The 19,753-nt window shown below is 64.2% G+C and carries 16 protein-coding genes, 1 tRNA gene and 1 pseudogene; 2 read left to right on the top strand and 16 right to left on the bottom strand.

The features are described from left to right. Window positions 1-19: 19 nt before the first annotated feature. The 13 genes from BST27_RS24935 to BST27_RS24880 form a co-directional block, all read right to left on the bottom strand. Complete coding sequence (locus BST27_RS24935) at window positions 20-751, bottom strand: hypothetical protein (protein ID WP_139805352.1); 732 nt, start codon at window positions 749-751, stop codon at window positions 20-22. Further along, on the bottom strand, window positions 748-1,692 hold the full coding sequence (locus BST27_RS24930; protein WP_069422279.1) for a vWA domain-containing protein: 945 nt from the start codon (window positions 1,690-1,692) through the stop codon (window positions 748-750). The genes BST27_RS24935 and BST27_RS24930 overlap by 4 nt, the downstream gene beginning before the upstream one ends. Beyond that, window positions 1,689-2,678, bottom strand: a complete 990-nt coding sequence (locus tag BST27_RS24925) for a hypothetical protein (RefSeq protein ID WP_069422278.1) — start codon at window positions 2,676-2,678, stop codon at window positions 1,689-1,691. Before BST27_RS24925 ends, BST27_RS24930 begins: the two co-directional genes overlap by 4 nt. Continuing rightward, window positions 2,669-3,160 (bottom strand): hypothetical protein, encoded by a 492-nt coding sequence (locus BST27_RS24920; RefSeq protein ID WP_069422277.1) that lies wholly within the window; start codon window positions 3,158-3,160, stop codon window positions 2,669-2,671. Before BST27_RS24920 ends, BST27_RS24925 begins: the two co-directional genes overlap by 10 nt. Continuing rightward, on the bottom strand, window positions 3,150-4,016 hold the full coding sequence (locus tag BST27_RS24915) for a DUF58 domain-containing protein (RefSeq protein WP_069422276.1): 867 nt from the start codon (window positions 4,014-4,016) through the stop codon (window positions 3,150-3,152). The genes BST27_RS24920 and BST27_RS24915 overlap by 11 nt, the downstream gene beginning before the upstream one ends. Window positions 4,017-4,043: 27 nt before the next feature. Then, window positions 4,044-5,045, bottom strand: a complete 1,002-nt coding sequence (locus BST27_RS24910; RefSeq protein WP_069422275.1) for an AAA family ATPase — start codon at window positions 5,043-5,045, stop codon at window positions 4,044-4,046. Between the two features lie 57 nt (window positions 5,046-5,102). Then, on the bottom strand, window positions 5,103-5,495 hold the full coding sequence (locus tag BST27_RS24905) for a YchJ family protein (RefSeq protein WP_232007451.1): 393 nt from the start codon (window positions 5,493-5,495) through the stop codon (window positions 5,103-5,105). A 37-nt stretch (window positions 5,496-5,532) separates the two neighbouring features. Further along, window positions 5,533-7,809: a putative bifunctional diguanylate cyclase/phosphodiesterase gene (locus BST27_RS24900; RefSeq protein WP_372515529.1), complete on the bottom strand. Its 2,277-nt coding sequence runs from the start codon at window positions 7,807-7,809 to the stop codon at window positions 5,533-5,535. 232 nt (window positions 7,810-8,041) lie between these two features. After that, window positions 8,042-8,365, bottom strand: coding sequence for a hypothetical protein (locus tag BST27_RS24895; RefSeq protein ID WP_069422273.1), 324 nt, complete (start codon window positions 8,363-8,365; stop codon window positions 8,042-8,044). 196 nt (window positions 8,366-8,561) lie between these two features. Beyond that, window positions 8,562-9,794, bottom strand: a complete 1,233-nt coding sequence (locus BST27_RS24890) for a class I SAM-dependent methyltransferase (protein WP_069422272.1) — start codon at window positions 9,792-9,794, stop codon at window positions 8,562-8,564. Between the two features lie 138 nt (window positions 9,795-9,932). Continuing rightward, the gene (locus BST27_RS34635; RefSeq protein ID WP_282957599.1) at window positions 9,933-10,061 is read right to left on the bottom strand and encodes a hypothetical protein; all 129 of its coding nucleotides are present in this window, start codon (window positions 10,059-10,061) and stop codon (window positions 9,933-9,935) included. A gap of 11 nt (window positions 10,062-10,072) precedes the next feature. After that, window positions 10,073-13,399: a PPE family protein gene (locus tag BST27_RS24885; protein ID WP_249025718.1), complete on the bottom strand. Its 3,327-nt coding sequence runs from the start codon at window positions 13,397-13,399 to the stop codon at window positions 10,073-10,075. A 236-nt stretch (window positions 13,400-13,635) separates the two neighbouring features. Continuing rightward, window positions 13,636-16,590 (bottom strand): AfsR/SARP family transcriptional regulator, encoded by a 2,955-nt coding sequence (locus tag BST27_RS24880; RefSeq protein ID WP_083148662.1) that lies wholly within the window; start codon window positions 16,588-16,590, stop codon window positions 13,636-13,638. Between the two features lie 296 nt (window positions 16,591-16,886). On the opposite strand from BST27_RS24880, the gene BST27_RS32585 reads away from it, so the two are divergent. Beyond that, a complete protein-coding gene (locus tag BST27_RS32585) occupies window positions 16,887-17,045 on the top strand; it encodes a hypothetical protein (protein WP_156789334.1) in 159 nt (52 codons plus the stop codon). Window positions 17,046-17,076: 31 nt separating this feature from the next. Here BST27_RS32585 and BST27_RS24875 read toward each other — a convergent pair whose 3' ends face one another. Next, a complete protein-coding gene (locus BST27_RS24875; RefSeq protein WP_069422596.1) occupies window positions 17,077-17,844 on the bottom strand; it encodes an enoyl-CoA hydratase/isomerase family protein in 768 nt (255 codons plus the stop codon). A gap of 28 nt (window positions 17,845-17,872) precedes the next feature. Next, window positions 17,873-18,781: pseudogene (locus tag BST27_RS24870) on the bottom strand (acyl-CoA dehydrogenase family protein); the annotation flags it as partial. Between the two features lie 183 nt (window positions 18,782-18,964). On the opposite strand from BST27_RS24870, the gene BST27_RS24865 reads away from it, so the two are divergent. After that, window positions 18,965-19,510 (top strand): hypothetical protein, encoded by a 546-nt coding sequence (locus BST27_RS24865; protein WP_069422600.1) that lies wholly within the window; start codon window positions 18,965-18,967, stop codon window positions 19,508-19,510. Between the two features lie 116 nt (window positions 19,511-19,626). Here the strand turns inward: BST27_RS24865 and BST27_RS24860 are convergent. Further along, a tRNA-Leu gene (locus tag BST27_RS24860) sits at window positions 19,627-19,700 on the bottom strand. Between the last annotated feature and the right edge of the window lie 53 nt (window positions 19,701-19,753).

The following is a 19,753-nucleotide window of genomic DNA, read 5'->3' as shown; positions in this document are numbered from 1 at the left end:
TCTTACGACGCTAGAACCCTCACGGGCCCGGGGGCGCGGCGCCCGCCGCATCCTGCAGCACCTGCTGCAACTTGTCCAGCGGGTCGCCCGCCGTCGGATCGAGCCGACGTGGCGGAATATCCCCGCTGTCGGGTGCGGCGGCGGGAACCGGGGGCGGCGGCGGAGGCGGCAACGCGATCGGCGGTGGTGGCGGCGGCGCCCCTGGCGGCGGGGCACTGGGTGACATCTTGGCCGCCAACCGGCTCGCCGCGTCCTGACGCAGGCTCCGCCGCTGCGCGTCGGGGTCGCGGTTGCCGGCGAAGCAACCTTGCGGCGCGCTCTCGACGACGCTCAGCGCGCTGCCGTAGCGTTCGGCGGCACGGACCCGGTCACCTGTCACGGCGGCTCGGTCGCCCTGCGTTTCGCGGACCAATTCGAGGTTTACCCGCACCAGGCAGGAGTCGGCGAACGCGGTGCGGGCCGATGCGGCGGTGAACTTGCTGTCGGCGTCCTCCAGCCGACCGTCCAGCACCGCGGCCGCGCCGGCGGCGAACGGCGCCTTGGCCGGCTCCACCAGGTTGGCCACACCTAGCACCGCCGCATCGGCCCGCACCGCGTTGGCATCACCAGCGGCGAAGGAGTCGGCCGCCGAATCCCCCACCACGACAACAGATATCAATTTGGCGGCCACCAGCAGGGCGATGACGGTCAGCGGGGCCGAGTAGATCAGCAGCCGCCGCCGCAGCCGCAGCCGGGCGGGTCGCGCCGTCACGGCGCCAAGTCCCGTCGAGCGATGCGGCCGCGTCGGAACTCCCGAACCGAGAGGTAGATCTCGATGAGCAGCAGTCCCGCGGCGAGCAGCGCGGGCAGCCAATACAACTCGAGGCGTTGCGCGGCCGCCGCCTCGATCCTCGTGCCGTCTGGAGTGTCGGGCAGGTCCGGCTGGAAGGGTTGACCCGGATCGCGGTGCAGGTAGGGCACGCCGAGGTCCGTTGCGACTTGCCGCAATTCGGGTTCGTCGATCGTCTCGCTGCGGCCGTAGCCCAGCACCGCTCCCCCGTGCACCCGGCTCTGCGTAAGGTCGAAGATGCGCTGCGGCGCGCGCGAACCGGGCGCCCCGGAACCGAAGTACAGCACCACATTTCGCGAACCCGGATAGTGCTGGACGGCTTGGGCCAGCTGATACCGCAACACATTGCCCGCCGCAACGTTGTTGACGTCCGACCCCGCGTCGGGCTCGTTCTGGTAGGAACTGAGGGCGGCGATGGTCGGGCGCAGACTCCAGACATCCTCGGACAGCGGCCAATCCAGCACGGCTCGCGAGCCGACGCCGACGACCGCGTACCGCGCCGCGGGGTATCGCTTCAGCACGGCTTCGATGTCTTCGCGCATGCCCGCGATGCGTTGTTCGCCGGTGCCGTAATCCGCGACGCCCGAGTCGGCCGACCGGTCGACGACCAGAAACACGTTGAGGTTCGCGCCGGCGGCGGCCGTTCCCCGACGAATTTCGTTGTGGCGCAGTGCTGGACGGGTGGTCGCGGCAAGGAGAAGCAGCACCGCCAACGTCACCCCACTCCACCGCAGCACTACGCGCCATCGACGTGCCGTGTTATTCGTCCACAGCAGCTGCCGCAGCGCCACCAGACGTCCCAGGATTAGCGCGCCGACGACGACGGCGAGGATCGCCCAGGGCAAAACAGGTTGAAACGTCATCGGCGCAACATCAACAGGGTCACCGAAAGCACGGCCGCCGACACCATTCCGATTGCCAGTGGCAGCACCGGCGCGTCGAAGAATTCGGCCTCCACGACCGCGCCGTCCGCCAACCGCGCCGGTGGGGTGTTGGCCCGAATTTCGTTGACCGCCTTCGTGACTGCGCCAGCTCCCGATTCCAAATCCGGCGCCAGGTACCGGCCACCGGTCTGCTCGGTCAGCGCCAGCAGCGACCCGCTAGCAGGTGAAGGGGCGGTGTCGATCACATTCAGCTGCACACCTGCACGGTCGGCGAGATCCCGCACGCTTCCGCCGGCGAACAGGGTGGCGCGGCGATCTCCGGCAACGCGGAGGTCCGAGGGGCCCAGATAGATCACCGAGCGCCGGTGCGTGCTGCGCTTCTCGAATGAAGGAAAGCCCGAGATACACAGCGCCAGCGAGTCATTCACGCTGGCGGCGTAGTCGAGATAGGGCACCCGCGGGGCGAACGCTGCCGACTCTGCCGCACCAGCGCGGGCATAGTCGGCGAATTGCGCCGCGGCGTACTGGTAGTCCCGGGTAAGCGGCACCACGCGACGGTTCACCGATGTCAGGCCGATGCGCTGGGTCTGATAGGAATCACCGGCTTGCCGCGCGAAGTAGTCGAGTAGCTCGGCCGTCGCGGCGTCGGTCACCGGCTGGCCGACGCAGATCATGATGTCTTCGGGATGGGTCGCGTCCAGGCCCTTGCTGGCCCCGGCCGGGCGGGCACCGGCCCAGGCTGCGGCGCCGAATGTGACCGTGAGCAATATCAGGGTCGCAATGGTCGACCACGTACGCAGCCGGGCCACCTTCGCGTACTCGGGCAACCGCGTGAGGCGTGCGACGTTGGCCAACGGGCGAAGCCGCTTGCGCAGGCGCGTCATCGGCAACAGCGCGGCCAGCAGCACGGTCGCGGCGAAGCAGGCGCAGGCGACGGCCACTACCGGCCACCACTTCAGGTCCACGAGCGAATCAACTCCTGTGCCCGGGCACTGACGTCAGCCATCCAGGCTTCGTTCACCCCGGCCTCCGGGTTGAACTGCGCGTCACCAAGCCGGGTGAGCAGCGGAACAGCCGGAGCCAGTTGCCCGCCGGCCGCCACGGTCAGGGTTTCGATGTGCAGGTACTGGGCCCGCTCACCGGTCACCTGATGCAGAAAACTGCGTATCGTCCGGGCGATCGCGGCGCTCGCCGCCGCCGCCGACATCCGTCCCGCAACATGCTCGTCGGCAATGCCGCGAACGCGACGGGCGAATCGGAAGCGGATCAGCCGGGCGTGCATCCGCCGCACGACGGGCATCCGTCGCAATCGCTCCGACGGTTGCGTCCACACGAAAATTCCGGCGTACCAACCGATTACGAGGGAGATCAGCAGCACGGCCAACCACAGCCAGGTCCAGGAATACGACTGCGGCCCAAAGACATGGCGCAGCAGCTCATCCGGCACGGGCAGCCACCTCGGTCAGGCCGACGAGCTCGCGTCGGATGTCACCACTGCCGGCGATGGTCGCGTGGGGGACCGTGTGCCGGGTCAGGAACGTGTCGAGGCGGTCGCGGCGCGCCTGCTCGGCGCGGCGGTACGCGTCGACCACCCGCGGGCCCAGGTCGGCGCCGTTGAGGACGAAACGGCCGGTGGCGACGTCGAATCCGTCGGTGTTGTCCGGGCCCACCGCGGGCATGTCCGACACCATCGCCCACAGGATGTCGTGCCGTGCACCCAGTTTGACGAGCAACTCGCTGAGCGCCTCGTCGAAATCGGGTTCGTCGGACACCACGATGATCAGCATTGTGTGTCGGTAATGCGTTGCGACATAGTCGAGTTGGACGGTGATGTCGCTCGTTGCGGGATCGGCGACGGTGTGCTGATACCAGCGGTGCAGCAGTCCCTCGATGTGCGGCTCGCCGCGCCGCTGCGGGATATTCACCGAGCCGCGGCGGTCGCCGTAGACCATGCCGATCTGATCGGAGCGGCGCAACCCGATCAATCCGACCGCGCCCATGATGTGCGCGGCGACGTCGCGCTTGTACTCACCGCTGGGGGCGAGCGCCGCCATGTTCCGGCCGGCGTCGGCGACAAGCAGGATTTTATGGTGCTTCTCGGAGACGAACCGTTTGATCAGCACGGTGCCTGACCGCGCGGATGCCTTCCAGTCGATGTCTCGCACGTCGTCGCCCGGCACGTATTCGCGCAGGTCGTCGAACTCCATGCTGCGCGTATGCGTCAGCGCGTAACGACCGCCTTCAAGCAGGCCGCGGGTGTCGGTGCCGAAATGCGCTTTCGCCCGGTTGAGGTGCTTGCCCACGGTTAGCCCTAGTGACCCTTTGGCACGTCAGGGGACCCGGACGACACGCATCACGGCGTCGATCACGGTCTCGGGGGTGACGTTGGCGCTGGCCGCTTCGAAACCGAGGATGAGCCGATGCCGCAGCACCCGGTGCGCAAGCTTCGCAATGTCCTCGGGCAACACGTGCGCCCGGCCGGACAGCACCGCACGTGCCCGTGCGGCCTTGCAGAACGCGATGGTGGCACGGGGGCTGGCGCCGTACTCGATGAGGCGCGCGATCTGCTTGGGCAGCTTCTGTGCCGGGTGGCGGGTGACGTCGACCAGTTGGCTGGCATAGAGCACCAGCGCCCGGTCCATGTGAACCTGGCGCACCAGGTGCTGCAACCGCAGCACATCGTCGAGGCTGACCACCGGCCTCGTGGGCTGGCCTTTGTCGTAGATCCCGGCGTCGATACGCGACATCACTTCCACTTCCTCCTCCGGGGAGGGGTAGCGCACGATCTCCTTGAGGAGGAAGCGGTCGGTCTGCGCCTCGGAGAGCGGGTAGGTGCCCTCCTGGTCGACGGGGTTCTGGGTGGCGATGACCAGGAACGGCTCCGCGATGGGGTACACCTGCCCGCCGATCGTGGTCTGCCGCTCTTCCATCGCCTCGAGCATCGCGCTCTGGGTTTTGGCGCTCGACCGGTTGATCTCGTCGAGCAACAGGATGTTGGAGTGCACGGGGCCCAGCTGGGTGACGAACGAGGTGGTCGCCGAGTCATAGATCTGGGTGCCGATGATGTCGCTGGGCAGCAGGTCAGGCGTGCATTGGACGCGTTGAAAGCGACCGTGCACCGCCTCGGCGAGCACCTTCGCGGCGGTGGTCTTGGCCAGGCCCGGCACACTTTCGAGCAGGATGTGGCCGCCCGTGAGCAGGCCGATCAGCAAGGACTCACGCAGGTCGCGCTGCCCGACGATCTTGGCCGCGAACGCCTGGGAGATCCCGTCTACCATTCGCCGGACGCTGTCGAGCTCGCGCTGATCCGGTTGTGTCCGTGCTGTAGTCATACGCCCGCATTTATACCCGGGTGCGGCATTTCCACACGTAAGCCGCGCCTGTTCGGCCTAGTCGGGTACGGCGTCGACGTAAAACCATCGGCCGGCGCGCCGCTGGAAGCGACTGCGCTCGTGCATGCTGTCGGCGCGGCCCCCGGCCTTGAAGTGCGCAGTGAACTCCACTTCCCCGATTTCATCGTCCGGACCGCCCGCGGCGGCGGCGAGCACCTCAAGGCCGGTCCAGACGACGGCGGGATCGACCGTCACCTCGACCGGCCGCGTTCGCGGATGCCAAGTGCGGAACAGATAGTCGGCGTCGCCGCAGGCGTACGCCGAATACCTGGACCGCATCAGCTCTTCGGCCGTCGAAGCCTGCCGCTCACCATGAAGCAACGGCCCGCAGCACGCCTGATGGACCGCTCCACTGCCACACGGACACAACGCCCCGAAAAGTTCGCTCACGTCGTGGAAGTCAACCTCATCCGCCCGACTCGCCTGGTTACATGGCGTGCTGGCATGCTCGCCTCGCATCGGCGATCTCGTCGATCCGCACAGGCCGTCCAAAAAGATGACCCTGCGCGAGGCGAACTCCGGCGCCCGCGATGGTGTCCAGCTGGGCCGTCGTCTCGATGCCCTCCGCGATCACCTCGAAGCCCAGCTCGGCGCAGAGCCCGAACACCGAGCGGTACATGGCCATATCGCGCGCGGGATCGACCCCGACGGCGAGGCTGCGGTCCAGCTTGACAATGTGCACCGGCAGGGCGTGCAGGTAGGTCAGCGAGTTGTACCCCGCGCCGAAATCGTCGAGCGCCACCCGCACGCCGAGCTCATTGAGCAGCTCGATCTGGGCCGTCGCATCACTGAGGTCGACGATCGGAACCGTCTCGGTGATCTCGACGACGAGCCGCCCCGGATCGATTCGATGCCGTTTCATCGTCCGTCTCACACGCTCGTCGAAACCGGTGTTCCCCAGGCGTGCCGCACCGATGTTGACGTGGATGTCGACGTCCAAGCCAGCGCGCTGGACCTCATAACAGGCCAGGTCGAGCACCATCGCATCCAGGTTGGCACCGAGTCCTGCGGCCTCGGCGGTTACCACGAATGTTTCGGGAGCGATCTGCATGCCGTTGGGCGCGGTCCATCGGGCCAAAGCCTCCACGGCCACCAGGGTCTGTTCCGGGAGTCGCACCACCGGCTGGTAGACCAGGCTGAACCCGTCGGGTACGCCGCCTTGGGCCGCACGCAGCGCGGTCGGGAAGTCAGCCCGCACTCCCGTCAACGGTTGGTAGATCACCGCGGTGTTCTTGCCGAGGCGTTTGCCCGCGTACATCGAGATGTCGGCTTTCCGCAGTAGGTCGTCGGACGTCTGAAGTCCGTCTTCGGTGTCCGGCCGTACGACGCCGAGGCTGGCCCGGACACGCACCGAGGAGCCGTGCAGCGGGAAGGGATCGCGCAGCGCCACCCGCACCCGGTCACTGACCGTCTCGAGTTCCTCGGGCTCTTCGTGGATGAGGATCGCGAACTCGTCGCCACCGATCCGGGCCAACGTGTCGTTCTCCGATACGCATCGCTTGAGTCGCTCCCCCACCGCACGAAGCAGTTCGTCGCCGGCGGCGTGCCCGAAGCGGTCGTTGATCTCTTTGAAGTCGTCGAGGTCGACGAAGATCAGCACGAAGCCGCCGACCTGCATCGCCTCGTCGAGGCGGCGGGAGAACAACAGCCGATTGGGCAGCTCGGTAAGCAAGTCATGGTGTACCTGATGCGCGAGTCCTTGCTGGGCGCGATAGAGGCGTTGCGTCAGCAAGCGCTGCGCCCCCATGGCGATCACCTGGCGCAGTGTCACCAGCAGGACCATGAGCACGGTCACGCAGACCGCAATGGCGCTCAGCGACCGACCGGCGAGCACGTGGAAGGCGAACAGCAGGCAGGTTCCCAAGAACCCGACGTACGGCAAGATCAGGTGCGCCCAGTCAATTCCGCGGCCGAGTCCGACGTCTTCCGCCGTCCGCACCGGATACTCGAACATCGCGAAGCCGATCATCACCGGGCCGAGGATCAACCCGATGTCGCCATACACTTCACCTTCCGCCGTGCCCACCGAGCGGAAGTAGGCGATCACCCTGTCCGCAACGGCCATCAACACGAGACCGCCGGCCAGCAGCAGATAGTTCGTCCGGTATGGCCTGGCCGCGTCGTACACCATGGCGACCAGGACCGCGACGCCCACCACGACGACCACGGACACCGAGAACGTCACTTCGACGGCCGGGTTACCCGACCGCGGCAGCGAAGCCGGCGACCCCGCGCCGAATCCACCGAAAGATGCCAGGATCAGGAACGCCGCCGCTGCCACCACGCCGTCGAGAAGGCTGGTGACCGGGGGGTGGTACAGCAGGCCACCCGGTCCGAATATCCTGCCGCTCGAACGCACCAGCAGAACCAGCGATGCAAGGGCGAACGCCGGTAGCAAGGAATTGAAGACAACTGCCGGGGTGGGCGCGACGGCGTCCGCGTTGGGACTAGCCGTAAACCACAGCACCTGACCGATCAGCCAGAACAGCACCGCCGCGAGATAGATAAGGCGCCACCAACGCGACAAGCCTTTCGCTCGCCGAGCGCCCACCAGCCCACAGACGACCGCCGCCGTCCCCGTACAAACCTGGAGAATCGCCGCGCCGCGCTCAGCCGCATGTTGCCCCCACAGCGCCAGCGCGTTGATGATCGCCAGAAGTGCTACCAGAACGAAGACATAGAGGCGCAGTCGAGAAGGACTTATCGACACGAGCCTCCCTCCCCCTGGCGACGGCTGCAACGGGGACAACGGTTGCCAACTTTTCTCCGGCATGGCCCGACAGCCGGTGGCGCTTCATCGCAATTCCGTGACAGCGTGTCATCTGCAATAACACCCACGCAACCGTTGGTCTCTAGAGCGGCTAGTGCGGTGCGACTCGACGCTGGAGGCCGAAGCCGCAAGCCGTTCGCGGCGACCGCGAACCTGCCCCGGACAGCTACTCGGGCGGAATGGCCCCTTCACAGCCGCCGGGCGGTGGCGGACCGGGCAGCGGCTCGTCGCCGCTGACGCAGTCGTAGTAGAACTGCGGGCCGACCATCCATGTCTTCATCCACTGATGCCAGAATGACCCGTCCGGGTACTTCTCGCCGTCGCAGACGGCTAAATTGCCCCACCCCCACCGACCACCGGGACACCAGCCCTTCGTCATGTCCGGCTGGTGGGGGTCCAGCGGCTCGGCGTTGGCCACCGGAGCAGAAAGCACAAATGCTGCAGCACAACCCACTACCGCAGCGCCGCGACGAGCAAGCTTGAAATTCATTGACTCCCCTTGAACGTCTATTGATCACATCCGCCTACGACCGCGTCCACGTCTTCGCTGACGGGATTGGCAGGGTCATGCAGGCCGTTGAGCAGCGTGTTTGCGGACGAGCGAGATGAATACTACGACGCGCCGTTAAGCGGAGTGTGGGCATTCGATGAAAATTTGCCACGCAACAGAGCCGACACCTCGGGTCCTATGCGTGCTGGTTCGAATCGATTGCCATCGCGACAAAGTCGAGGCGCCACAGCGATTGAAACAGCTTGCGGCCGAATTCCTCGAGGTCTGGCACCATACCCTGCACTGGCTCACCGCTGCGCGCCACGAGCTCAGCGATCTCTCGGATTGTGCGTTGCCCATCGACGTGTTTCGGAAAGGCCAACTGAAGAGGAGCGGGCTTCATGCGGAAGCCCGGCCAAAACATCTCGGTCCCGGATACTCCGCAGCGAGTACGTATCAGCGGAACGTAATCGAGGCAGGCAGCCGTCGAAAAGTCGATCGTGTATTGCTCTTTCGGCCGGTCGGGGCGGCACGCCATGAACAGATGGGACGCACTCAATGGCTCCAGCCGTTCCATCACGGACCAGACCTTGACGTCAGGCAACGTATTTACCGCGGCATAGAACTTGTTGTCTTTCACGAAGAAATCGTGCGGGTAATACGGAGCCTTGTGGAACCATCCCTGGAATACCAGTCCGGCGGAGGTGACCAGATCAATGCACTCCTCCACCGAGTAGCTGCGCTGTCGGCCGTGCAGAAACGTATCCACCAGGGCGGCGTCGCAAGTTAAATCCATCGCCTTTTTCAGGTAGTTCTGGATGGGGTGGTGCGCCGGAATCACCCGAAGTGCCGCTTTGACGAGATCTAGCGATGCGTCATCCTGCCGAAAGTCCATGTCGCGGAAGATCGATTCCAACATTTCGATTCCGATGCGGCCGTACCGCCCGTACAGCATCACCGCTATGACCCCTTCTCGCCGTACGCATTTGGCCAACGCGTTCATGCCGGCCTGCGGGTCGGCCATGTGATGCAAGACACCCGTGGATACGACGAGATCGAAGTCGCGCCCGAGGCTGGTCAACTCTTCGATCGGAAGCTGATGCAGCTCCAAATTCGCCAACCCGTACTTGTCTTTCAGACGTTGTTGATTGTCCAGCGACGCCTGGCTGACATCGACCGCCACGACTTTGGCCGCACGGTTGTTGAATGCGAAAATCGCCGCTTGATTTGTGCCACAACCCGCGATCAGGATATCGAGATCAGGTTTGTATTCACGGTCCGGCCACAAAATTCGATGGGAGTAAGCGGGGTCAAACCATTCAAAGTTGACTGCCGCCCACGCTCTTAGGTCTTCGATCGGGTGCGGGTAGCTCCACCGCTCGTACTGGCGGGCGACAATGTCGGCACGGGGGTCGTCGTTTGAGGTCAGTGCTGGCTCCTTCGGTCACCGCCACGGCGTACGAGTGCTCACTTCGGCTCGTGCGGCAATCCTGAACGCCACGACATGACCGCGCAACACGGGCCGTCGGTCAACCGACTCAGTTGGCCCCGTGTCGGGTGTCGCACATCACGGGGGCGGCGACGCCACCCCGTTGCCGCCTGAACCGCTACCGCCTCCTACCCACACCGGCGCGTCATCGCCGAGAGCCTGCCCCGCCCCCCCACCGTAGGCACCGTTGCCGATCAGGGGGTGCATCGTTGGGGCCCCTAACGCCCGGTGCCGTCGGCGAAGAAGCCGGAAAGCGCACTGCCGACGTTTCCGATGCCCGACGTGAAAGCCGCGGCGGCGAGGCCCAGGGGGTTGGCGTTGTACATGCCCGAAATCATGGTGCCGAGGTTGGCGATGCCTGATGCCAGCGACCCGCCATTGCTGAAACCGGAGACTAGCTGATTGGCCGCATTGAACATCCCCGAGGTGGCAGATCCCGAGTTGAAGAAGCCCGAATTGCCACCGGTGCCCGAGTTGAGGAATCCCGATGACGGGTTGGTCGAGTTGTTGGCGAAACCAGACAATGCGGGAATGTGTAATACCGGAATGGTGACCGGACCCACAGTGTTGACGATCGGTATATGCATGAGGGAAGGTCCGGCGGTGATGTCGAGGGTAATTCGGTTGACGATGATATCGGGGACGGTGGTATGGATAGTTCCGTTGAGGTTGATATGTTTGACGCCGAGGTCACCGAAACTTATAACAAAATTCACCGCCATCGGGACCGGGATGTCGAACCCATGGACTTTAATGCCGGTGACTTCTCCGGTAACCGGTATGGCGATGTTGACGTCTGCCGCAATTTCTAGCGGGATCCCCGCGATCCCGAGGACGTAGCCATCACTAAATTGGCCCTGTCCATTCCCCCGCCAGAAGAAGCCGTTATTGCCAGTGCCCGAGTTGAAGGCGCCGGTGTTTAAGTCGCCCGAATTGAAGAATCCGGTATTGGTATTCCCGCTGTTGAAATAGCCCGTGTTGACGCTCCCGGGGTTGAAGTCTCCGGTGTTGACGTTGCCCACATTCCAGCTCCCCGTGTTGTAGTCACCAACGTTGAAGAAACCGGTATTGAAGCTGCCGGCGTTGCCGACGCCGGTGTTGGCGATGGCAGCGTTGAAGAAACCGGTGTTGAAGCTGCCGGTGTTGCCGATACCGAAGTTTCCAGTGCCAGAGTTTCCGAATCCGGAGTTTCCGGTGCCCGAGTTGAACAGGCCAACGTTGTTCGTGCCGGAGTTGAAGCCGCCGAAGCCGACGAGGTTGTTGCCGGTGAAACCAATGCCCCAGTTGCCATCGCCGGTACTGGCAAGGCCGATGTTGCCATTGCCCGTGTTGCCGAAGCCGATGTTGTAGTCGCCGGTATTGCCGAACCCGATGTTGAAGTTGCCGCTGTTGCCGAAGCCGAAGTTCCCACCGCCCAGATTGCCGAAACCGACATTCTGGTTGCCGAAGTTGCCGAAACCGACGTTGAAGTCGCCGAGGTTTCCGTTGCCGAAGTTAAGGCTGCCGACGTTCCCGCTGCCCAGGTTGAGGCCGCCCAGGCTGAGGCTACCGAGGCTGACCCCGCCGCCCGTGCCCAGGCCGGCGACGCTGCCGACTCCGGAACGGAGGGCCGACGCTAGGGGATCTAGCCCGCCGCTGTTGTAGTAGCCCGAGATCGAGTTGCCCAGGTTTTGGATGCCCGATTGCAGCGAGCCGGCATTAAGCAGACCAGAGTTGCCCAGGACTCCGTTCGATACGTTCAAGAAGCCCGAATTTCCGGCGCCGATGTTTCCGAATCCAGAGGTGCCGCCCGCGCCGCTGTTGAAGAAACCTGACGACGGGGCCGTCGTCTCATTTCTAAAGCCGGAGCCCGCGGGCATGTCGAAGAGCGGAATGTTGATGGGACCGATACCACCATAGACATTGACGCCGATAAAGGTTTCGGGTCCGCCAACTTGGACGGAGATGCTAGGCCCGTCAACCACGATGGACGGCATCCTGATGGGGCCAACGGTGCCGCTGAGGTTTGAGATTGGACCTAGGTCGATTATCGGGATGGTGAACGGCTGCAGGGTGATGCTGCCCACGCTGCCGCTTACCGGCAGTTCCAATGGAACACTCAACGGCAGATCAAGCGGGATCCGCGGAATGGTGAGGGTATATGAAAATCCCGCGTTGCCCTGACCGTTGTTCCTCGACAAGAATCCGTTATTCATGTCGCCAGTGTTGAGGGCGCCGGTATTCAGATTCCCGATGTTCATTGATCCGGTGTTGATATTGCCCGGGTTGTGGAAGCCGGTGTTGGTGTCACCGACATTGAAACCACCCGTATTGAAGTTCCCGAGGTTGAAGTGGCCCGAGTTGTAATTCCCGGCGTTCCCGATGCCCGTGCTGACTATGCCGGCGTTGAAGAAACCGGTGCTCGCGGTTCCGGCGTTGAATAATCCCGTGTTGAAACTGCCGGTGTTTCCTAGTCCAAGGTTGCCGACGCCGGAGTTGAAGAATCCGGAGTTTCCGGTGCCCGAGTTGAACAGGCCAACGTTGTTCGTGCCGGAGTTGAGGCCGCCGAAGCCGACGAGGTTGTTGCCGGTGAAACCGATACCCCAGTTGCCGTCGCCGGTACTGGCAAGGCCGATGTTGCCATTGCCCGTGTTGCCGAAGCCGATGTTGAAGTTGCCGGTATTGCCGAAGCCGATGTTGAAGTTGCCGATGTTGCCGAAGCAGAAGTTGCTTCCGCCAAGGTTGCCGAAACCGAAGTTCTCGCCGCCCAGATTGCCGAAGCCGATGTTGCCGCTGCCCAGGTTGCCCCAGCCCAGGTTGAGGTTGCCGAGGTTTCCGCTGCCGAAGTTGAGGCTGCCGACGTTCCCGCTGCCCAGGTTGAGGTCACCGATATTGGCGTTGCCCAGATTCAGGCCACCGATATTGGCGAGACCCAGGTTGAAACTGTTTGCCACACTAAACGGAAGCTGCGGTGGGCTACTGGCGGCAGCGGGTCCGGCTATGCCGGCGCTGTTCACAGCCGCGACTGCCCCGCTCATGAGGCCGTGCAGCGACTGAGTGAACGGCCTCAACCCCGAAACGACCGCCGAAGCCCCGGAATGGTAGCCGAGCATCGTCGCCACATCTTCAGCCCACATCTGCTCGTACTCCGCCTCGGTGGCGGCGATCGCCGCCGCGTTCTGACCCAGCACATTCGACATCACCAGCGTGACCAACTGGGCACGATTGGCCGCGATAAGCGCGGGATGCACGATCGCGGCGCGCGCCGCCTCAAAGACTTCGACCGCCGCCGTGACCTGGCTTGCGGCCTGCTCGGCCTGCGTGGCGGCCGACTGCAGCCACCCCACATAGGGTGCGGCCGCAGCCGCCATCGCCGACGCCGCCGGGCCTTGCCATGACTCGGTTGCCAGCCCCAGCGCCACCGATTGGAATGATGTTGCGGCGGAGTTCAATTCGATGGACAGCCCGCGCCAGGCAGCCGCGGCCTGCAGCATCGGGTCAGAGCCCGCGCCGCCGAGGATTTGCGCAGAATTAACCTCCGGCGGCCAAACCGAGAAGTTCGTCACGCTCGTCTCCTCCGTCGTTCTCGCACGGTCGCGCCGATGCAGGGCGTCGTGGCGCCCAGCTGTTCACAGCGCCTGGACCGGTTGGCAACTTGGTGTCCTGTCCCGGTCGACTGTGCCGAACGACGATTTGGCGAACCTTCGCAAATCATGAAATGCGCAGGTAAGGCTGCTTGTCCTGGATGGCGGGCAGAAAATCCGCCCGGCGGCGTCAGCGCCAGGCAGGTGTCGTACCTATGTCAAGATGCGGTGGATGCGACCGCGCGTTCGTAATGCCATTGCAGGCTTGAACGCGCCCGCGCCGACAGCGCGGCAGCACTGAGGGTTGGGGTCCGATGCGTATCGAGGCGGGCTGCACCCACATAATCGGCGATGAGCTCAATCTGGAACGCGGTGAGCGGTGACGGCTTTCCCGCGTCGATGAATGCGCAGTAAAGGAATGCGGCATCGTCGTGCCCACCGAGCCGGATCAACAGGCGCGCCACATAGCGCAGGGAGAGCCACTGCTGCGTGACATCGCCGAATCGGTCCCACAATTCGAGCACCGAAATGAACATCTGCGCCGCAAGGATTGGATCCCCGTACACGGCTCGGGTCGCCGCGGCTTCCATCAGCGCGCTGCCGTAGACCCAGAAATTCTGCACGTCGGCGGCCAACCGTGCCGCGTCGTCGAACAGAGCGAGCGCACGCTCGGGTTCGGACTTTCTGAGTAAGTAGCCCAGCGCGAAATATGCCATCGCCTGCGCCGTCGGATTGCCCGTGCGCTCTGCCGCGGCAACACCCTCCTGCGCCGTAGGCACTGCGACGTCGTCATTGCGCATGACACCCTGACAGATCGCGACCACAAAAAGCGTCCAGCTCAGCCTGATCGGATCGTCGGCACGACGGGCAGCCGCCGCCTCGGCCTCCCAGTACGCAAAGGCTTTGGGCGGGTCCCCTTCGAAAAGGGTGACATCTGCCAGGACATCTGCCGGGTATACGACGCGTGCACTTCCTCGGCCGGGAACCGCGCCCCCCGCCAGACCCGCCAGCGATTTTGCCCGCGCATACTCGGCGTGATTCCAGGCGACGCGGCTGGCCGTTCCGACCGCAGCGCAAAACAGCGGATGGTCGGGGTCGGCAACAGCGATGACGCGTTCGGCCCACTCGGCTATCTCGTAGCCGATCCGCCAACCGAGCAGCTCCGGCACTGCCGCGACCAGCCGCAGCGCAAGATCGAATTCCCGTTCGTGCATCGCATACTCGAAGGCCGTACGCAGATTGTCGTAGATGGGAATCATCCGCTCTACCCAATCCTGCTCCTGGGGACCCTGCACGCCCGCTCCGGCACGCTCGGCGAGTTCGGTGAAGTACACCGCATGCCGCATCGCGAATTCCCCGTCAACCTTCTTCTTTTCCAAGCATTCGCGTCCGTACGCCCGCAACGTCTCCAGCAGGGAGTAACGCGTGCGTTCATCGTCGGTCCGCGCCAGCACCATGGACTTGTCGACCAGGTAGGTCAGCACTTCCAGCGTGTCGTCCTCGCTGGCCCCGGGCTCACCGCACACACCGTGTGCCGCTTCCAGGTCGAACTGTCCCGCGAACACCGATAGTCGGGCGAACAGCGATTGTTCGGGCTCGGTGAGTAATCGGTAGGACCACGCGATCGTCTCGGCCAGACTCTGTTGCCGGGGCAGGGCGTTGCGCGCCCCGCCCCGCAGTAGTGCCAGGTAGTCCGGGCGTCGGGCCACATCGTGGATACTCATCACCCGCATTCGTGCCGCCGCCAATTCGACGCCCAGCGGCAGCCGATCAACCCGGCGGCAGATCTCGATCACCGCAGCCATCGGCTGGTCCTCTAGAGCAAAGTCCGGTTGGCTGGCCCGGGCACGTTCGACGAACAGACGGGTCGCGTCCTCTTCCTGGAGAGGCGGGACGCCGATGATCCGCTCGCCGTCGATACCCAGCGGCTGTCGGCTGGTTGCCAGCACCGACACCCGCGGGCAATGACGCACTATTCGGTCGATCAACCGTGCAGCCGCCTCGAGCACGTGCTCGCAATTGTCGAACACCAACAAGACCTCGCGCTCCCGCAGGTACTCGATGACGCTCGCCTCGATGTCCATGCCCGGCTGCTGCCGCAACCACACACTGGCCGCAACGGTGTGCACCACGGCGTCACCGTGTTCCAGTGGTGCCAGTTCGCAGATCCACACACCGTCGCCGAAGCGCTTCTGCTCGTTCCTCGCGACCTCGAGCGCGAGCCTCGTTTTGCCGACGCCGCCTACGCCCGTCAAGGTCACGAGCGGGGCGCGGTCCAGTGCGTCGATGACCCGCCTCAATTCGTGCTGATGGCCGACGAAAATGTTGGTGCGCCGTAACAGTGCCGGGTGTGGCCGATCAAAGACGGGTGAGTGAGGTGGTGGCGGAAGGTGGTGCGACTCCGCCGCCGGCCGCGTTGTCCCCGGGGCGGTCGGCTGCTCTGCCTCACCGGTGAGAATCTGCTGATGCAGCTCACGCAGGGCCGAGCCTGGATCAACGCCGAGCTCCTCAACCAACCGCTCGCGAACCCGAAGATAAGTGTGCAGGGCATCCGCTTGGCGACCATTGCGGAACTGCGCCAGCATCAACTGCCCAGCCAGCCGTTCGTCGAGCGGATTCGCCGCCTGCGCCGCGGTTAGCTCGACCAGCAACTCAGCGTGTCTACCACTGTGCAATGCCGCGTCGTTGCGGTCCAGTTGCACCGCGAACAGCTCGGCCTTCAAAGCCTCGCGGACGTGGTTGATCCATGGGGTATCCAAGGAGACGAACGGTTCTCCTGACCAGATGGCTAACGCCTGATCGTAGAGGCGAGCGGCTTCCTGCGGGTCAGCGCTGGCCCGCGCCGATGCCACCAGAGACCGGAAGCGGTGCAGGTCCACCGATAGCGGATCCGTGTTGAGGACGTATGCCCCCGGCTCCCGCGCAATTGCCGCGTCATTGGTGTCGGCAAGCAAATTCCGCAGCCGGGAGACATATCCCGCGAGCGAATTCCTTGCGTTATGCGGCGGCTTGTCGGACCACACTCGATCGATCAGCTGGTCGACCGATATAGGGCGGTTGACGTCAATCAGAAATGCGGCCAGGACGCACCGCTGACGGGCATGGCCTATTTCCAGGCGCTGCCCGTTAACTCGAGCCTCGATCTCGCCGAGCAGGCTGAAATCGACCGTCATCCCAGCGGAACCCTCTCTGCAAATCGCAGCGAACGCAGCATGTCTGGCTCTCGGTAGCATAGTGCTCTCAACCGGCAGGCCCAGCGCATTTCATGATCTTCACATCATTCCTGAAAGCCCGCCGGGCACAGATAGCGGCGTCATCCAGCTCGCCTAGTCCGACACCCAAGACCAATGACGTCAGCGCCGACCCCATCGAAACACACATTCAATCTTCGATCGGTCAAATGCGTCGGATATGCAAACCAGCCACGTTGACACACTGCCCTGAAATCTAGACCCCAGCATTGGGCTGAATGGGGGCCGGTTCTGCTGTTAATGGATCCCGCATCGTCGCGACCGCAGACCAGCTCGACCATCGTGAAGACGAGGGTTCCGCAGTGGCAGCCTCGGGCTCACTCGGCGTCGCGGCCCGCGAAGCCCTGCCGGAGCTCTTGGCGATGGTGCGACGGTAACGCGGTAGCGCTCTTTACCCTCTATCCGCGGTTAGCCGCGGCCCTTGCCACCGCCCAGCTTGCGGTAGGCGTTGCCGATGCGCTCGATGACGTCGGGATGCCAGATGACCTCGCGGTAGGCCAGCGTTTCATAGGTGAGCGCGGCGATCGGGTCCATGGCGGGAGAGCGCAATGCCATCTCCTTGTTGATCATTGCGGACGCGGTGGTGGTTTCCGCGATCGACTTCGCGAGTTCTTTGGCGGCGACGACGGCTTGTCCGGCGGGGACGAGCCGGTCCAGCAGACCGATGCGGAACGCCTCGGCGGCGTCGATGCGGTCACCGGTGAAGGTCAGCAGCTTGGCCTGGCTGAGTCCCACGATCTTCCACAACGGCGAAAAGTACGGGGTCAAGCCCATCTTGATCTGTGGGTATCCCATGATGACGTCTTCGGAGCCGATGCGGATGTCGTAAAAATCCGCAATGTCGCAGCCGCCGCCGAGAGCCGGGCCGGCGACCGCGGCAATGGTCGGTTTGGGGTAGTCCAGCAGGGTGCCATACGCGCGCAGACAGGCATCGGAGTAGGTGCCGCGCAGTTCATCGGTGAAGCCGGACTGTAGTTGCAGGTCCAATCCCGCGCAGAACACGTTGTCGCCGCCGGTGATCACCACGGCCGCCGCGTCGTGGTTGGTGCGCCACTCGTCGAGGCAGTCGCTGAGGTTGCCCAGCACTTCCAGGCTCAGTGCGTTGCGGCGGTCGGGGCGATTGAATGCGATGGTGCCGACGCCGTCGGTGACGTCGGTGAGTATCTCGGTGAACATGCCGTTCCTTGTCGGTAGATGAAAGTCGTTACAGTCCAAGGTCTTTACCGATGATCTCTTTCATGATCTCGGTGGTTCCGCCATAGATGGTCTGGATCCGGGCGTCGGCGAAGGCCCGGCACACGGGGTACTCGCGCATGTAGCCGTAGCCGCCATGCAGCTGCAGGCAACGGTCGGCGACTCGGACCTGCAATTCGGTGGTCCACCACTTCGCCTTAGCGGCGGTGGCCGCGCTGAGTTCGTTGCGTGTGTGCAACTCCACGCAGTGGTCGATGAACACCCGGGCGATCTCGACTTCGGTGGACAGTTCAGCCAGCAGGAACCGGTTGTGCTGGAAGGTGCCGACGGGCTTGTCAAAAGCGTTGCGCTGCTTGACGTATTCCAGGGTGGTGGCGAGCACTCCCTCGGCGGCGGCGACGGCGGTGACCGCGAGCGACAGCCGTTCCTGCGGCAGGTTGCGCATCAGTTGGTAGAAGCCGGCGCCCTCTTCGCCCAGCAGGTTGGCGGCTGGGACGCGGGCGCCGGTGAAGCTGAGCTCACTGGTGTCCTGCCCGTGCAGTCCCAGTTTGTCGAGGTTTCGCCCCTTCTCGAAACCGGGGGTTTCGGCCTCGACGACGAAGAGCGAGAGACCCCGGTGCCGGTCCTCGCCGGTGCGAGCCGCCACCACGACGAGATCGCAGTTCTGCCCGTTCGAGATGAACGTCTTGGCGCCGTCGATGACGTAATGGTCGCCGTCACGGACCGCTCGGGTGCTGATGCCCGAAAGATCGCTGCCGGCGCCGGGTTCGGTCATGGCGATGGCCACGATGAGTTCGCCGCTAGTCACCCCGGGAAGCCAGCGCTCCTTCTGCTCCTCGGTGGTCAGATCGGTCAGATAGGGGGCCACCACGTCGTTCTGCAGCACCAGGCCCGCGTCGACCTCGTCGCGGACTAGTGCCGCCCGGGGGTCGGTGTTGCCCCAGGCACCCCCACGACGCTGAAGTCGCCCTGCGCAATCCAGAACCGTCGAGCACTTAAGGACGTCGGCCCCTGGCAAGCACGGAGAACAATCGCTCTCAAAATCCAATAATGCGATTTACACTGATGGCCTGTTATCTAAATAACGATGAAGGCGAGTTCCATGACTGATCGCGTGGCTCTCCACGAAAGAATGGCCCGCGCTCACTGGGAGGCCTATGCGAAAGCCCCAGAAACCAACTACGTCACATACGGCGATGAGTGGATCTATGCACCAGAAGCCGTGATGATGTGTCCACTCTTCAACGGCGGCGTTGCGCAACCGATGGCCGATCTTTATTCAGAGGAACTCGCGGCCGCGATGACCAGATACGCGCCGGATGGCGACATGCTCACGCCAGAGATCAGGATGTGGTGGAAACACATGCCCGACTGGCGTCTCGTCAGCGCCTTCGATTGCACCGCGACCGACTGGGGTTTTGCTACGCACGACACCTACGCGGGGACCACATCCGACGGAAGGGTCCTCTCACTACGCGAGTGGGACTACATCTGGACCAACCAAGATGGGCACATCACCCGTTGGGACTGGTTCGTCGACTCTCGCGAATGGAACCCCTACCTTGAGCTGATCGGGCTCGATCCCAACACCCTGACTTACCAGGGCTACACCCTGAACTTCTTGCGCCAAGGCGGTGTCGGGGGCTGACCTGCCCAAAGGAGGCCGTCCTGCTGCCAGGCTGCTGTCAGGGGCCATCCTGCGGTTTCGCTCCGCTCGCGCCTGAGTGAGCATCGAATTGCGTCTGACTTGCGCTTTCAGGTCTGTGCCCCCAGTCGGACTCGAACCGACACTTGACGGATTTTAAGTCCGCTGCCTCTGCCAATTGGGCTATGGGGGCTCGGCGGCGAATCTAGCGCGCCCACGTCGCGCGCGGCACCTCCCCTCCCCCCT

The organism is Mycobacterium intermedium (genome assembly GCF_002086275.1).
In the GTDB taxonomy this organism is placed as follows: Bacteria; Actinomycetota; Actinomycetes; order Mycobacteriales; family Mycobacteriaceae; genus Mycobacterium; species Mycobacterium intermedium.
The sequence above is the reverse complement of the archived record's forward strand: the minus strand, read 5'-3'. Positions and strand labels throughout refer to the sequence as shown.